A 14140-nucleotide genomic window follows, 5' to 3' on the forward strand; every position below is an offset into this window, starting at 1 on the left:
GGCCGATAGCGGCCATGCGATCTCTGCGCTTGGGCGACGGAGTGGTTCCCGGCGCGCCATGCCGGAGGCGACGTTCAGAGCTCACCCATCGCCGAGCCGACCGCCACCCGCGCCGGCATCTGCTGGGCGGGTGCGCGATGGTTCCCCTTCACTTCGCCAGCGAACCACGCCAGCGTCCTCGCCAGCCCCTCGCGCAGCGGCGTGGTTGGTTGCCAGCCAAGCATTTCGCGCGCGCGGCTGATGTCCGGCCGGCGGCGGCGGGGATCGTCGACGGGAAGATCCTTGTGGCGCAGTTCCAGCGGCTGCCCGGCCACCGATGCCAGCGCATTCACCAGCTCACGGATCGAAAGCTCTTCCGGATTGCCGATGTTGACCGGCTGCGGATCGAGCGTGGGATGCTCCATCAGCCGCCGCAGCCCGTCCACCGTGTCGGACACATAGCAGAAGCTGCGCGTCTGGCTGCCGTCGCCATAGATGGTGAGCGGCTCGCCCGAGAGCGCCTGGCAGATCATGTTGGAAACCACGCGCCCGTCATCCATGCGCATATGCGGGCCATAGGTGTTGAAGATGCGCGCCACGCGCACCGCCGCGCGGCCTGACCGGGCGAAGTCGAAGGCCAGCGTTTCGGCCGCGCGCTTCCCTTCGTCATAGCAGGCGCGGGGGCCGGTGCAGCTGACGCTGCCGCGATAGCGTTCCGGCTGCGGGTGCACTTCCGGATCGCCATAGACCTCGCTGGTGGAGGCGAGCAGGAAGCGGGCGCCCGATCGCTCCGCCAGCCGCAGCAACTGCGTCGTCCCCAGCACGCTGGTGAGCATCGTGTGCTCCGGATCGGCCTGATAGAGTGCTGGCGAGGCGGCGCAGGCAAGGTTGTATATCCGGGTCAGATTGCCCGCCTCATGCGTGATTTCGCGCGGGAGGGGTTCGGTGATGTCGGCCTGCACGAAGGAGAAGCCGTCATAGCCTTCCAGGTCGAGGAGGTTGGATTCGCGCGAGGTCTGGAGATTGTCGAGGCAGACGACCCGCTCGCCTTCTTCCAGCAAGGCGCGGCAGAGATGCGAACCGATGAAGCCGGCTCCGCCCGCCACCAGTGTCATTCCATTGCGTGTCTTCATGATGCGACCACTCTTTCCTCGATGGTGGGACGGGTGGCATGCGCTGCCCGCTCCAGATCCTGCTCCAATTGTTCGGCCCGCTTCCCCGCGCTGTGCCGCGCGAGAACCGTTTCCCGTGCCGCCGCGCCCATTCGGCCGGCGTCCGCGTCCAGTGCGGCCAGCACATCCTCCGTGCTGTCCGCCAGGACGATTTCCCTGCCCGGTTCGAACACGCTTTCGATGCCCTGCCAGCGGTCGGAGATGATCGGCGTGGCACAGGCCCCCGCCTCGAACAGGCGGACGGAGGGCGACCAGCCGGCGGCGATCATGTCGGCCCGCGTAACGTTAAGCGTGAAGCGGGAGGACGCGTAGAATTCGGCGTGCCCGGCGGGTGCCAGATGGTCCACGCGCGCCACATTCGCGGGCCATTCGATGTCGGCCGGATATTGCGGCCCCGCGACGATGAAGCGCAGATCCGGGCGGGCGCGGGCCGGTTCGATCAGCAGCCGGGTGAGGGTGGGCTGCCGGTCGGGACTGTAGGTGCCGAGATAGGAGAGATCCCAGCGCTTGGGCACGTCGAGCGGGCGATAGCGTGCCGTGTCCACGCTGCAGAACAGCGGCCGCGCGCAGGGGGAGCCGAACTGCTCTTCAAGCCGGGTAAGCGTGGGGCCGCCGGTGAAGGAGAAGTAGATGTCATATCCCGCGATCAGCCCCTGCGAGACATAGTCGCACTCCCCCCGCTCCAGCGCGGCGAGAGTCACCGGCGTGTCGATGTCATAGAAGCAGGTGGTGCCGCGGGCGTGGCGCTGCACCCATTCGCCCACGGCGATGCCATCGGGGACGTAGGAGCCGACCATCACTGCGTCGGCCACGGCCACCTCGTGCCGCCAGCCGTCCAGCGCGGCGAGATCCGCGTAGTAGCGCAGCTCGCAAAAATCGGGATCGGCGAGGTCGCGGTTCTGCGCATACCAGGGCTGGTCCCGCTCCAGAAACAGCACCTCGTGCCCGCGCGCGGCGAAGGCGGAGAGCAGGGCGCGTAAGGTGGTGGCGTGGCCATTGCCCCAGGAGGACGAGAGGCTGAGGCCGAGGACGACGAGCTTCATGCTACGCCCTCCTGCGCGGGGGCTCTCAGCCGGGCCAGCGCCTCGTCCACTTCGGCCGCGCGCAATTCGTAAGTGTGGCCGGCAAGCACCCGCTTGCGTGCGGCAGCGCCGATCCGGGTGGCCCGTTCCGGGGTCAGCGCGGCGAGGTGATCGGCCACGTCCTGTCCGTCGCGGGCGACGAGCACTTCCTCGTCCGGCTCAAGGAACATCTCGATTCCTTCCCACGCGTCGGTGATCAGGCAGGCGCCCGCGCCCGCCGCTTCGAACACGCGGGTGGCGGGGGAAAAGCCCACGTCCGCCATGGAATCGCGCGCCACATTCAACACCGCCCGCGGCGTGCAGTTGAAGGCGTTGTGGGAGGCCGTGCCGACATGGCCGATGGCCCGCACATTTGCCGGCATGGATTTGTCATGCCAGCCATTGCCGCCCAGCACGAAGCTGCGTTCCGGCAGGAGTGCGGCGGCGCGCAGGAAGAACTCCTCCACCCGTGCCTCCCGGTCCGGCAGGCGATTGGCCAGGAAGCCGAGAGCGCAGGCGAACACCGGATCGGGCGAAACGGGAAAATGCGTCGCCGGATCGAGGGCGTTGTAGATCGGGATGCATTCGCGCGCGCCCATGCTGCGATAGGCCTCCACCACCGGCGGCCCGCCGCCATAGGTGAACACGGCGGTGATCTGCGGCAGGGCGGAGCGCAGCACATGGCCGGGGTCGCGGCGGATTTCGTCCAGCGTGGCGGCGGCGTCCACGTCCCAATAGATCGTGGTGGCGTCCGGGCGTGCTTCGCGCAGCACGCCTTCCAGCAATTCGCGGTCGAACACGCCCACGCCATTGGCCTTCACCACCACATCGGCGTGGCGCGCCTCGGCGAGCACCTCGCGCACGGCGTCCGGCGTGGCGGGATAGACGACCGATCGCGCCCAGTCAGGCGGGTCGATGTCGCGATGCGCCTGCCGGTCGAAGGCATCGGGTTCGTAGAAGGTGATGTCGTGCCCGCGCCGGGCAAGGGCATGCAGAATGCCGCGGTAATAGGTCGCTGCACCGTTCCAGTAGGAGGACAGCAGGCTCGATCCATAGAAGGCAATCTTCACGCAATTCTCCTTGCGGGGGCTGCGGCGGAGAGGTCGTCGATGATGGACAGGAGCTGGTCCACGCGGTGCGCGCAGCTGTGGCGGGCGCGGATCGTTTCCAGCCCGCTGGCCGTCAGTGCGGCGCGAAGGCCGGCATCCGCCGCCAGCGCGCGCAGGTGCCGTTCCATCTCCGCACCGTCGCGGGCGACGAGATAGTCCTGCCCCGGGCGGAACAGGTGCTCGGCATCGCTCCACGGCGCGCTGACCAGCGGGATGCCGCAGGCCAGCGCCTCGAACACGCGGATCGTGGGAATGCCGGGCAGGGTGGTGGCGTAGAAGCGCCGGGGCACATGCACCGTGGCAAGGTGGCGGGCGAAGACCTCCGGCGCCTCGGCATTGGGCGCCCAGCCGCGATAGGCCACGCCATAGCGGCGCAGCGTCTCCTTCGCCTCGGCCGGGTAGCGCACGCCGTAGAGATCAAGCGGCAGATCCGCGGCCCGGGCCGGGCGGAAGAGGAACTCCTCCAGCTCTTCGCTGCGTTCGCCGTCACCCCAATTGCCGATCCACACAAGGCCGCGGCGCTCGCCCTCCTGCTCCGGCGGATGGAAGCGGCGGGTGTCGGCGGCTTCGTGCCAGGTCCACACCCGACCGCTCCAGCCCCACTCGCGATAGACCTCGGACAAGGCTTCGCCGAAGGCCAGCACGCCGTCATAGCCGGAGAGGTCGAAGGCGCGCATCTCCTCCGGCGCGCTCACCGCGCGGTGATGGGTGTCGTGGAACAGCAGCTGGAACGGCGCGCCGCGCTTGCGCAGCTCGCCCACCTGCGCGACGAGCGCGGGGTCGTTCCATTCGTGCATGATCACCACGTCGGCGCCGGCCACCAGCGGCGCCGGATCGGCGCCCGGGGCGTAGGTGGTGGAGGAGAGGCGCGGATATTTCTCCCGCCACGCCGCCAGCCCGGCCTCACCGCTGTCCTCCAGCAGATTGGCAAGGCTCCAGGCGCCTTCCGGCTCATAGGCCCGCACCTCGTGGCCGCGCTCGACCAGCTCGTCGAGCACGCCGCGCAGGAAATGCGCATTGCCGTGGTTCCAGCAGGACCGCAGCGAATGGGTGAAATAGACGATCCTCATGCCGCAGCTTCCCGCGCGGAGAGGAGCGAGTAATAGACGCCTTCGATGCCGGCAGCGGTCGCTTCCGGCGTGTAGCGGGCCGCGCGCGCCGCGGCGGCGGTGCCCAGCCTTCGCCGCTGCTCCTCGTCGCCCAGCACCTCCGCGATCCGGGCGGCGAAGGCCTGCTCGTCCTGCGGATCGGCGAACACGGCGGCGCCGTCCCACAATTCGCGGAACGTCGGAATGTCGGAGAGTACCAGAGCACAGCCGGCGGCGGCTGCCTCCAGAACGGCGAGGCCGAAAGGTTCGAACCGGGCGGCGGAGACGAACACCGGCTGGAGCGCCAGTAGGCCGGAGACTTCCGCTGAGGTCATCTGCCCCAGGCAGCGGAGATGTGCTGGCGCAACCTCCTCGCCATGCGGCCCGCGCAGCGGCCCTGCGGCGAGGAAAGGGTGGGGCAGGTGGGCGGCCACGCCATTGAGGAAGGGCGTGTTCTTCGCCTCGTCCCACAGGCGCCCGACAGTGACGGCGGCATGCAGGTGATGCCCGGCCGGCGCAGAGGCTTCGCCGCGGCGACCGTTGTGAATTGCGGTGGGGGTGCGCGGCAGGCGATAGGTGCTGCGCACACTCCCGGCGAAGCTCGCGCTCGGGGCGATCACCGCATCCGCCCGCAGCAGGCCGCGCCGCGCCAGATCGGCATGCCAGCGAAAGGCGGGGTCGAGCGGCTCGGCACGCGTCGCCTGCCACCAGGTGGCCACGCAGCCATGGGCCACGGCCACCAGCGGCACCGGAAACTCCGCCGCGCCCGCAAGCGCAGGGGAATTGCAGTGGACAAGGTCCACTTCGCGCTCGGCAGCGAGATCGGCGAGGGCGGATGCGGCGCGCTGCACCTCCTCCGCTCCCTCGGCCAACCAGTCCAGCGGTAGGCCCGTTTCGATCAGCTCTACCCCGCGTAGCGCCTGGGCAGCGCTGCGCTGGCTGGCGGTGGGTTCCGGCCCCAGCACCGCGAGTGTGAGGCGATGGCCCTGTTCGGCAAGGCTCGCGCACAGGTCGGTGGAATATTGCCACACCCCGCCCACCGCGTCGGTGGTCATCAATATGTGGAGCCGGGGCGCAGCTCTCATGACACGGCGACCTGCGGCGGTGCAGCCGTCTGCCGCTCGTTCTCCGCGCGCAACCATTCGACAAGGTCGCGCAGGCCGCTGTGCCAAGGCTTGCGGGCGCGCAGGCCCAGCGCTTTGTCGGCCGCGCGTGCATCGGACACGAACCAGCGCTGATCGCCGGGCCGCCAGTCGGAAAACTCCACGCGCGGGAAATGCCCCAGGATCGCTGCGATCTCATCGATCACCGTCAGCAGGCTTACCGCGTTGTCAGGTCCGCCGCCCCAGTTGAAGGCGTGGCCCGAGATCTGCTCGATCCGGTCCATCGCCGCCAGATAGGCCTGGCAGGTGTCATCCACATCGCAGATGTCGCGCACCTGCTCGCCATCGCCGAACAGGGTGATCGGCTCACCGGCAAGAGCGCGCAGAGCGAAATGAGCGACCCAGCCCTGATCCTCGGTGCCCATCTGGCGCTGGCCATAGATGCAGCTCATCCGCAGAACGGCTGTGCGCAGGCCATAGCAGCGGGCGTAGTCGAGCACATATTGATCCGCCGCCCCCTTGGAGCAGCCATAGGGGGTGTGAAGTTCGAGCGGCTGGGCTTCCGATACGCCGTAGCGAGCGGGCTCCATGTCCGCCGGGTGATAGCCGTTGTCCCCGAGGCTGAGCGGGATGGCGGCAAGGTCGCCATAGACCTTGTTGGTGGAGGCGAAGATCACCGGCGCCTGCGGGCGTTCCGTGCGGATCGCCTCCAGCAGATTGAAGGTGCCGCCGATATTGATCTCCAGATCCTCGCGCGGGTCCGCCATGCTGGAGGTCACCGCCACCTGCGCAGCGAGGTGAAATGCGCCGTCCACATCCCGCACCGCGCGGGTGACGGCAGCGGCATCGCGCACGTCCGCAATCAGGGGTTCGATCCGGTCCCCGTGGCGCGCGGTGAGCCATTCGAGATTACGCTCCACGCCGGGCCGGGCAAGCACGTCCAGCACGCGGACGCGGTGCCCCTTTGCAGCAAGCCGGTCAGCGAGATTTGCCCCGATGAAGCCGGCGCCGCCGGTGACGAGGATCGTGTCCATCCGGTCCAGACTCATGCGACCAGCCCGCGCATTTCCAACTCGCTGCGGGCCGTCGCGACACGGTCTTCCGCCGTCTGGTGCGAAACCCACTCGGCCAGTTCGCCCAGGCTCTCTTCAAAGGATTTGCGTGCTTCGAAGCCCAGCCGCTCACGCGCCATGGAGGGATCGCAGAAGCAGTGGCGGATGTCGCCCGCGCGGCCCTTGCGGACCACTTCGGGCTCGATCTCTTCGCGGCCCATGGCGCGGGCGAGGGCGCTGGCCACCTCGTTGACGGAGCGATCCTGGCCGGAGCCGATGTTGAAGGTTCCGCCGGCCGCTTCCGGCCGCGCGAGCGCTTCGGCGAAGGCGCGGGCCACATCCTCCACCTGCACGAAATCACGCCGCTGCTCGCCATCTTCGAAGATCAGCGGCGGCTGTCCGTTCAGCAGGCGCGAGGCGAAGATGGCCAGCACACCGGTGTAGGGGTTGGAGAGCGCCTGGCCGGGGCCATAGACGTTGAACAGCCGCAGGCAGACGCTCTCGATGCCATAGGCGCCGGCCATGATGTGCGTGGATTGTTCCTGCACATATTTGTTCAGCGCGTAGATCGAGGAGAGGCTGGGCCGCTTCCATTCGGGCGTGGCGACGGGCGTCAGCGGCTCGCCATCGGCACCGCGGGGGTTCCATTCCGCCTGCCCCTGCCGGAGCGGGCGGCGCACCGCATCTTCCACCAGCTTGCCGGAGGCGTCGCGATACAGCCCCTCGCCATAGATGCTCATGGAGGAGGCGGTGACCACGCGCCGCACCGGTCGGTGGATGAGCTGTTCGAGCAGTACCGCCGTGCCGACGTCGTTCACCGAGGTGTAGCGTTCCACCTCATACATGGACTGGCCCACGCCCACTTCCGCGGCGAGGTGGATCACTCCGTCCAGCCCTTCCAATGCGCGGCAGACCGCATCGGCATCGCGGATGTCGGCCTGGATCAGCTTTGCTTCGGCGGGGAGGTCGGCGGGCCGCGCCTGCCCGGGGTGGACCTGCGGGATCAGCGCATCGAGGACGCGCACATTGTATCCGCGTTCGAGCAGTTCGCGGCACACCGCGCGCCCGATGAACCCCGCGCCGCCGGTGATAAGAATTGTTTCGGCCAATACGCCCTCCCAAAGTGGTCCAAAGAGTTCACAACTGCACAGTTAACATTTGTTAATGCAAAGAATAACATATGTTATTGAACACTTTGTACTGGTGCATCAGCCTTCGAAATGCGGCTTCTTCTTGTAAGTTCCCCGGCATTTTGAAACATTTTTGACGATCTGTGGAACGTATGACTGCCTTCCCGCATTCGCCACATAGCATCTACTTACATCCTGCGGGCGCGATTCATGACAGCAACCATCCTTCTCATAAGGCACGCCAGCCATGGCGACGTGGGAAAGGTGTTGTCCGGCCGCGGGGGCAACCGCCCGCTGACCGCCGCCGGCGCTGCCGAGGCGCGCGCTCTGGCGGCGCATCTGGGCAGGCAGCCGATCGACGCGATCCACAGCAGCCCGGTCCGCCGAGCACGGGAGACGGCCGCGATTCTGGCGGAGCCGCGCGGGCTGACGGTGCAGGAGGTGCCGGCGCTGGACGAGGTGGACTTCGGCGACTGGACCGGCCGGTCCTTTGCTGAGCTGGAAGACGATCCGCGCTGGCGGGACTGGAACGAGATGCGGGCGCAAACCCGCGTTCCCAAAGGAGAAAACATGGTAGAGGTGCAAGAGCGGGCGATGGGGCACATCGCGCAGGCGGCCCGCGGAATGGCGGGGCGGGTGGTGGCGATGGTGAGCCATTGCGATGTCATCCGCGCGGTGATCGCCGGCTTCCTGGGCCTCTCGCTCGACAATCTGTTGCGCTTCGATGTGTCGCCCGCCTCGGTCAGTCGGCTGGCGGTGAGTGATCACGGAACTACGGTCTTCAATATCAACGGTTTGCCGGCATGAGTTCGGGCCCTTCGCAAATCCGTTCCGTGCGCGGGCAGGCGGTCGAGGCCCTGCGGCAGCAGGTGGCGGAGCTGGCGCCCTGGTTCCAGAATATCGACCTGGGCGACGGCATCCACACCGCGCCAGACCATTTCCTGGGCGATTATCCCGCCTTCAAGTTCCGCCGCTTCGCCGATGCACTGCCAGAACAATTGTATGGGCATGCCGTTCTCGACATCGGCTGCAATGCCGGCTTCTATTCCATCGAGATGAAGAAGCGCGGCGCTGACCGCGTTCTGGGCATCGACAGCGACGATCGCTATCTCGAGCAGGCCCGGCTCGCATCGCGCACGCTGGGGTTCGACGACATCGAATATCGCAACATGTCGGTCTATGATGTCGCCTCGCTGGGCGAGCGATTCGACCTCGTGATCTTCATGGGGGTGCTGTACCACCTGCGCCATCCGCTGCTGGCGCTGGACCTGATCCGCGAGCATGTGGCGGGCGACCTGATGCTGTTCCAGACGATGCAGCAGGGGACGGACGCCGTGCTGCAGGTGCCGGAGGATCATCCCTTCCACAAGCCGGGCACCACCCAGCCGCCGGATTACTTCGACAATCCGGCCTATCCCAAGATGCATTTCATCGAGCGCGAATTCGCGCATGACTGGACCAATTGGTGGGCGCCCAACGCCGCCTGCAGCCAGGCCATGCTGCGCGCCGCCGGCTTCACCATCGAGGCGCAGCCGGAGCCCGAAGTCTATCTCTGCCGCGTCGCGCCGGTGCCCTATGCCGAGCGCGGGCCGGCGGCCGTCTATCCAGCGAAGGGGGGCAAGCCGTGATCGAAGCCGCGATGATCTGGAACGAGCCGAACAACAAGTCACACTGGAATCCCGAGCTCGACCCCGACTGGTCGATCTATGCCGACACGGTGATCCGCGCCGGCTCTGCCATCGCCACCATCAACCCGCAGCTGACACGGGTGCTGGGCGGCATGTCCCCGATCGACCCGCATTGGGTGGAACGGATGCGTCGGCATGGCGCGCTGGACGCGGTGGATGTGGTGGCGGTGCACGGCTTCCCGCTCGACTGGAACCTGTGGCCGATCGACGCCTGGCCCGACAGGATCGCCGAGATCGAGGCCGTGGTGCCCGACAAGCCGATCTGGGCCACCGAAGTGGGTGTGGGCAGCTTCGGCGCGGAGGAGGTGCAGGTCTTCGGCCTCAACCGCACGGCGGAGCTGCTGATCGGGCGCGTGCCGCAAGTCTATTGGTATTCCCTGTTCGACCTGCCGCAGAGCTGGGGCGCCGAAACGCGCCACCGCGAGGCGGAAGGATCGAGCTATTACCGCCATTTCTACATGGGCCTGATCCGCGAGGACGGCACCCCGAAGCCGGCGCTGGAGCATTACGCCCGCGTCGCCGGCGAGATGGGGCTGATGCAGTGGTTCCATTTCGAGGATCCGCGGCTGGACGAGGCGGTGGCATGGATGAAGCGGCTGGGCGTGAAGAAGCTGCGCACCGGCCTCAGCTGGGCGGACAGCTTCCGCCCCGGCGCGCTGGACTGGTTCGACCGCCAGATGGAGGCGCTGGCCGATTTCGAAGTGCTGGTGACCTTCTGCTTCACGCCCGAGCATCTCGGGGTGGAGGCGCACCATACGAGCTGCGCCAAGGAGCCGCAGGCCTTCGCCGATTTCTGCGCCTGGATGGTCGAGCGATACGCCCCGGAGCGCGCGCCGCAGCAGGAGCGGCAACCGCAGCAGGTGCGGGCATGACGAGAACAGCGGAAGGAGCCTGAGATGCTTTCACCCAGCACACGCGGGATCAATGTGGCGCTGGTGGGCGTCGGCAATTGCGCCAGTTCGCTGGTGCAGGGGCTTTCCTACTACCGATCCGGCGCGAATGACATGACCGGGCTGATGCACCCCGAAGTTGGGGGCTATCGCCCGGAGGACATTCGCGTGGTGGCAGCATGGGATGTGGATCGCCGCAAGGTGGGGCGCGATGTGGCGGAGGCGATCTTCGCCAAGCCCAATTGCACCACCGTGTTCTGCGATCAGGTGGAGCGCACCGGCACGAAGGTGCGCATGGGCCGCGTGCTGGACGGCGTGGCGGAGCATATGGCCGCCTTCCCGGACGAGCGGACCTTCCGTGTGGCCGACGAGCCGGAGCCGGACCGCGACGAGATCGTGGCCCTGCTGCGCGAAAGCGATGCGGATGTGCTGATGAACTACCTGCCGGTGGGATCGGAGGAGGCGAGCCGCTTCTATGCCGAGTGCGCGCTGGAGGCGGGGGTGGCCTTCGTGAACAACATCCCCGTGTTCATCGCCAGCGATCCGCAATGGGCCGAACGCTTCCGCCAGGCGGGCGTGCCGATCATCGGGGACGATATCAAGGCACAGATCGGCGCCACCATCGTCCACCGCGTGCTGACCGACCTGTTCCGCAAGCGCGGCGTGAAGCTGGAGCGGACCTATCAGCTCAACACCGGCGGCAACACGGATTTCCTGAACATGTTGGAACGCAGCCGGCTGGCCTCCAAGAAAACCTCCAAGACCGAGGCGGTGCAGTCGGTGGCGGCGGCGCGGCTGGTGGATGAAAACATCCACGTCGGCCCGTCGGACTATGTCGCCTGGCAGAATGACAACAAGGTCTGCTTCCTCCGCATGGAAGGCACCATGTTCGGCGGCGTGCCGATGAATCTGGAAATGCGGCTGTCGGTGGAGGACAGCCCCAATTCCGCCGGGGTGGCGATCGACATGATCCGCTGCGCCAAGCTGGCCAGCGATCGCGGGCTTGCCGGCCCGCTGCATCCGGCGGCCGCCTTCTTCTGCAAGCACCCGCCCGAGCAGATGACCGACGACGGTGCCTGGGCGGCCCTCGAACAGTTCGTAACCGAAAGCTGAAGTCCATGACCGATCAGATGAAGGCGGCGGTCGTTACCGGCCCCGGCAGCACCATTGTGCGCGATGTGGAGCGGCCCGAACCCGGCGAAGGCGAAGTACGCATCCGGCTGGAAGGCTGCGGCGTCTGCGCGTCCAACCTTGGCCCCTGGGCCGGGCCGGACTGGATCAGCTTCCCCATGCCCGCGGGCGATCTGGGGCACGAAGGCTGGGGCGTGGTCGATGCCGTGGGGCCGGGGGTGGCGAATGTGGCCCCGGGCGACCGCGTGGCGGCGCTCAGCTATCGCTCCTATGCCGAAGCCGATGTGGCGAAGGCGGACTCAGTGCTGAAGCTGCCGCCGGAACTGGACGGCCAGCCGTTCCCGGGCGAGCCGCTGGGCTGCGCCTTCAACATCTTCCGCCGCAGCGACATACGGGCCGGGCAATGGGTGGCGATCATCGGCATCGGCTTTCTGGGCGCGGTGCTGACGCGGCTGGCCAGCGAGGCCGGGGCGCGTGTGATCGCCATTTCGCGCCGGCCGGAATCGCTGCAGCTGGCGCGCGATTACGGCGCGGAAGAAACGATCCCGATGGAGGATCACGGCGAGATCATCGAACGGGTGCGGGCAATCACCGGGGATGCGCTGTGCCCGCGCGTGATCGAATGCGTGGGCAAGCAATGGCCGCTCGATCTCGCGGCCGAGCTGGTGGGTTTCGGCGGACGGCTGGTGATCGCGGGATACCATCAGGATGCGCCGCGCCAGGTGGACATGCAGACCTGGAACTGGAAGGGCATCGACGTGATCAATGCGCATGAGCGCGATCTGCAGGTGCAGATGCGCGGCATGCAGGAAGCGGCCGACGCGGTGGCGAGCGGCCGGCTGGACCCCGGGCCGCTCTACACGCATCGCTATGGGCTCGATCAGCTGGCGGAGGCGCTGGATGCCACGCGCGACAAACCCCAGGGCTTCGTCAAGGCGCTGGTGCAACTGGCATGAGCAAGCCGCGCATCGGGTTTCTCGGCACCGGCTGGATCGGGCGCCACCGGATGGAAGCGATCCTGCGCGGCGGCACGGTGGAGGCGGCGGCGATCTGCGACCCTTCGCCGGAGTGCCTTGACGCTGCGGCTGAGCTGGCGCCGGCGGCCGGGCGCTACGCTACGCTGGATGCTATGCTGGACCAGCGGCTGGACGGGGTGGTGATCGCCACGCCCAGCGCACACCATGCCGAACAGGCTATCGCTGCGCTGGACTGCGGGGTGGCGGTGTTCTGCCAGAAGCCGCTTGGCCGCGACGAGGCGGAAGCGCGCGCGGTGGTGGAGGCTGCCCGCCGCGCCGACCGCCTGCTGGGGGTGGACCTTTCCTATCGCCACACCGCCGCCACTGCGGCAATCGAGCCGCTGCTGCGCGAGGGCGCGCTGGGGCGCGTGTTCGCCGTCGATCTCACTTTCCACAACGCCTATGGGCCGGACAAGCCGTGGTTCTATGACCGTGCGCAGTCGGGTGGCGGCTGCGTGATCGACCTCGGCGTCCATCTCGTGGATCTGGCGCTGTGGCTGCTGGGCTTTCCCGAGGTGGAGCAGGTCTCTTCGCGGCTCTATGCCAAGGGGCAGCCGCTGGCGCCGGGGGCGGAGCAGGTGGAGGATTACGCCACCGCGCGGCTCGATCTGGCCGGCGGCGCCAGCGTGCGGCTGGCCTGTTCATGGCATCTCCACGCCGGGCGGGATGCAGTGATCGAGGCGGATTTCTTCGGCTCCGACGGTGCCGCTTCCATCCGCAATGTCGGCGGCAGCTTCTATGATTTCGAAGCCAGCCTGCATCGCGGGACCGGCAGTGAAGTGCTGGCCAGCCCGCCCGACGAATGGGGTGGGAGAGCCGCCGAAAGCTGGGCGCGGCAGCTCGCGGCGGGCGCGCGCTTCACTGGCGAGGCGCAGGAATTGACCGCGGTATCTGCCGTGCTCGACCGCATTTACGCCCCGGACTAACATGCATCAGGCCACGTCGGATGGGTCGTGCCTGAGGTGCGACCGTTCCCCCGGACACTTCCGCCGCTGAGGCGTTGATCTGTCACAGGCCCGGGCCATCCGCCCGGTCGATCACACCGATCGAAAGGCAGATCATGAGCAGAGACGCGAACAACACCCTCTCGCGCGCCGGCGGCATCGCCATCGGCGCGGGACTGATCGGCGCCGCCGTGGTGGGCGGCGCGCTGGCATCCGGCATGCGCCGCGGGCGATCGCCCGACGATGCCCCCGGTCGCACCGCGCGGCGCGGCTTCGGCGAATATGACGTGAGCGGGCGCACGGTCACCATCCGCAAGCCGCGGGCGGAAGTGTTCCGCGCCTGGCGCGAATTCGAAAAGCTGCCGCAGTTCATGGAGAATGTCGTCTCCGTCCGCCCCGGCGACGGGGAAGGACGCTGGCGCTGGACCATCCGCGCCCCGCGCGGGGTGGTGGAGCTGGAGACGGAAGTGGTGCGCGAGCAGGAGAACGAGCTGATCGCGTGGCGCTCCACCGACAAGTCCGAGATCGACACCGAAGGGCGCGTGGAGTTCCGCGATGCGCCCGGCGATCGCGGCACGCAGGTGACTGCGATCATCGCCTATAAGCCGCCGGCCGGCGAGGCCGGGCGCGCCATTGCCAAGCTGTTCCAGCGCGAGCCGCAGATCCAGGCGCGGCATGATCTCAAACGACTGAAGATGCTCCTTGAAACGGGGGAGATCGCCACCTCGGCGCGGACCGCCGACGCCACCCGCAAAGCAAAGATGGAGGAAGCCTGAT

At 67.8% G+C, this 14140-nt stretch carries 14 protein-coding genes; 7 read left to right on the forward strand and 7 right to left on the reverse strand.

Going from position 1 to position 14140, the window contains the following annotated elements:
* Nucleotides 1–74: 74 nt before the first annotated feature.
* The 7 genes from AEB_RS09715 to AEB_RS09745 are packed head-to-tail and all read right to left on the reverse strand — an operon-like array spanning nucleotide 75 to nucleotide 7673.
* A complete protein-coding gene (locus AEB_RS09715) occupies nucleotides 75–1112 on the reverse strand; it encodes a UDP-glucuronic acid decarboxylase family protein (protein WP_119083011.1) in 1038 nt (345 codons plus the stop codon).
* Nucleotides 1109–2194 (reverse strand): CgeB family protein, encoded by a 1086-nt coding sequence (locus AEB_RS09720; RefSeq protein ID WP_119083012.1) that lies wholly within the window; start codon nucleotides 2192–2194, stop codon nucleotides 1109–1111. Before AEB_RS09720 ends, AEB_RS09715 begins: the two co-directional genes overlap by 4 nt.
* The gene (locus tag AEB_RS09725) at nucleotides 2191–3282 is read right to left on the reverse strand and encodes a CgeB family protein (protein ID WP_119083013.1); all 1092 of its coding nucleotides are present in this window, start codon (nucleotides 3280–3282) and stop codon (nucleotides 2191–2193) included. The genes AEB_RS09720 and AEB_RS09725 overlap by 4 nt, the downstream gene beginning before the upstream one ends.
* Nucleotides 3279–4391, reverse strand: a complete 1113-nt coding sequence (locus AEB_RS09730) for a CgeB family protein (protein ID WP_119083014.1) — start codon at nucleotides 4389–4391, stop codon at nucleotides 3279–3281. Before AEB_RS09730 ends, AEB_RS09725 begins: the two co-directional genes overlap by 4 nt.
* Complete coding sequence (locus AEB_RS09735) at nucleotides 4388–5464, reverse strand: glycosyltransferase family 4 protein (RefSeq protein WP_231958655.1); 1077 nt, start codon at nucleotides 5462–5464, stop codon at nucleotides 4388–4390. The genes AEB_RS09730 and AEB_RS09735 overlap by 4 nt, the downstream gene beginning before the upstream one ends.
* Before the next feature lie 26 nt (nucleotides 5465–5490).
* Nucleotides 5491–6561, reverse strand: coding sequence for an SDR family NAD(P)-dependent oxidoreductase (locus AEB_RS09740; protein WP_119083016.1), 1071 nt, complete (start codon nucleotides 6559–6561; stop codon nucleotides 5491–5493).
* Entirely contained in the window at nucleotides 6558–7673 is a 1116-nt protein-coding gene (locus AEB_RS09745) for an NAD-dependent epimerase/dehydratase family protein (protein WP_119083017.1), read from the reverse strand. Before AEB_RS09745 ends, AEB_RS09740 begins: the two co-directional genes overlap by 4 nt.
* Before the next feature lie 231 nt (nucleotides 7674–7904).
* Between AEB_RS09745 and AEB_RS09750 the strand changes: the two genes are divergently transcribed.
* The 7 genes from AEB_RS09750 to AEB_RS09780 all read left to right on the forward strand — a co-directional run bounded on the left by AEB_RS09750 (nucleotide 7905) and on the right by AEB_RS09780 (nucleotide 14139).
* Nucleotides 7905–8501 carry a histidine phosphatase family protein gene (locus AEB_RS09750; RefSeq protein WP_119083018.1) on the forward strand — a complete coding sequence of 199 codons (597 nt, stop codon included), beginning with the start codon at nucleotides 7905–7907 and terminating at the stop codon, nucleotides 8499–8501.
* Nucleotides 8498–9322 carry a TIGR04290 family methyltransferase gene (locus AEB_RS09755; RefSeq protein ID WP_119083019.1) on the forward strand — a complete coding sequence of 275 codons (825 nt, stop codon included), beginning with the start codon at nucleotides 8498–8500 and terminating at the stop codon, nucleotides 9320–9322. Before AEB_RS09750 ends, AEB_RS09755 begins: the two co-directional genes overlap by 4 nt.
* Nucleotides 9319–10254 (forward strand): beta-xylosidase, encoded by a 936-nt coding sequence (locus AEB_RS09760; RefSeq protein WP_119083020.1) that lies wholly within the window; start codon nucleotides 9319–9321, stop codon nucleotides 10252–10254. Before AEB_RS09755 ends, AEB_RS09760 begins: the two co-directional genes overlap by 4 nt.
* 24 nt (nucleotides 10255–10278) lie before the next feature.
* The gene (locus AEB_RS09765) at nucleotides 10279–11385 is read left to right on the forward strand and encodes an inositol-3-phosphate synthase (RefSeq protein ID WP_119083021.1); all 1107 of its coding nucleotides are present in this window, start codon (nucleotides 10279–10281) and stop codon (nucleotides 11383–11385) included.
* Between the two features lie 5 nt (nucleotides 11386–11390).
* A complete protein-coding gene (locus AEB_RS09770) occupies nucleotides 11391–12359 on the forward strand; it encodes an MDR/zinc-dependent alcohol dehydrogenase-like family protein (protein WP_231958656.1) in 969 nt (322 codons plus the stop codon).
* Nucleotides 12356–13345, forward strand: coding sequence for a Gfo/Idh/MocA family protein (locus tag AEB_RS09775; protein ID WP_119083022.1), 990 nt, complete (start codon nucleotides 12356–12358; stop codon nucleotides 13343–13345). Before AEB_RS09770 ends, AEB_RS09775 begins: the two co-directional genes overlap by 4 nt.
* Before the next feature lie 134 nt (nucleotides 13346–13479).
* Nucleotides 13480–14139: an SRPBCC family protein gene (locus AEB_RS09780; protein ID WP_119083023.1), complete on the forward strand. Its 660-nt coding sequence runs from the start codon at nucleotides 13480–13482 to the stop codon at nucleotides 14137–14139.
* The last annotated feature ends 1 nt before the right edge of the window (nucleotide 14140 follow it).

It is taken from the genome of Altererythrobacter sp. B11, from assembly GCF_003569745.1.
In the GTDB taxonomy this organism is placed as follows: Bacteria; Pseudomonadota; Alphaproteobacteria; order Sphingomonadales; family Sphingomonadaceae; genus Croceibacterium_C.

Bases quoted from the DNA above. Each gene is read 5' to 3' on its own strand.
- AEB_RS09715 (WP_119083011.1), bottom strand. From the start codon at position 1,112: ATGAAGACACGCAATGGAATGACACTGGTGGCGGGCGGAGCCGGCTTC.
- AEB_RS09720 (WP_119083012.1), bottom strand. From the start codon at position 2,194: ATGAAGCTCGTCGTCCTCGGCCTCAGCCTCTCGTCCTCCTGGGGCAAT.
- AEB_RS09730 (WP_119083014.1), bottom strand. From the start codon at position 4,391: ATGAGGATCGTCTATTTCACCCATTCGCTGCGGTCCTGCTGGAACCAC.
- AEB_RS09735 (WP_231958655.1), bottom strand. From the start codon at position 5,464: ATGACCACCGACGCGGTGGGCGGGGTGTGGCAATATTCCACCGACCTG.
- AEB_RS09740 (WP_119083016.1), bottom strand. From the start codon at position 6,561: ATGAGTCTGGACCGGATGGACACGATCCTCGTCACCGGCGGCGCCGGC.
- AEB_RS09750 (WP_119083018.1), top strand. From the start codon at position 7,905: ATGACAGCAACCATCCTTCTCATAAGGCACGCCAGCCATGGCGACGTG.
- AEB_RS09755 (WP_119083019.1), top strand. From the start codon at position 8,498: ATGAGTTCGGGCCCTTCGCAAATCCGTTCCGTGCGCGGGCAGGCGGTC.
- AEB_RS09765 (WP_119083021.1), top strand. From the start codon at position 10,279: ATGCTTTCACCCAGCACACGCGGGATCAATGTGGCGCTGGTGGGCGTC.
- AEB_RS09770 (WP_231958656.1), top strand. From the start codon at position 11,391: ATGACCGATCAGATGAAGGCGGCGGTCGTTACCGGCCCCGGCAGCACC.
- AEB_RS09775 (WP_119083022.1), top strand. From the start codon at position 12,356: ATGAGCAAGCCGCGCATCGGGTTTCTCGGCACCGGCTGGATCGGGCGC.
- AEB_RS09780 (WP_119083023.1), top strand. From the start codon at position 13,480: ATGAGCAGAGACGCGAACAACACCCTCTCGCGCGCCGGCGGCATCGCC.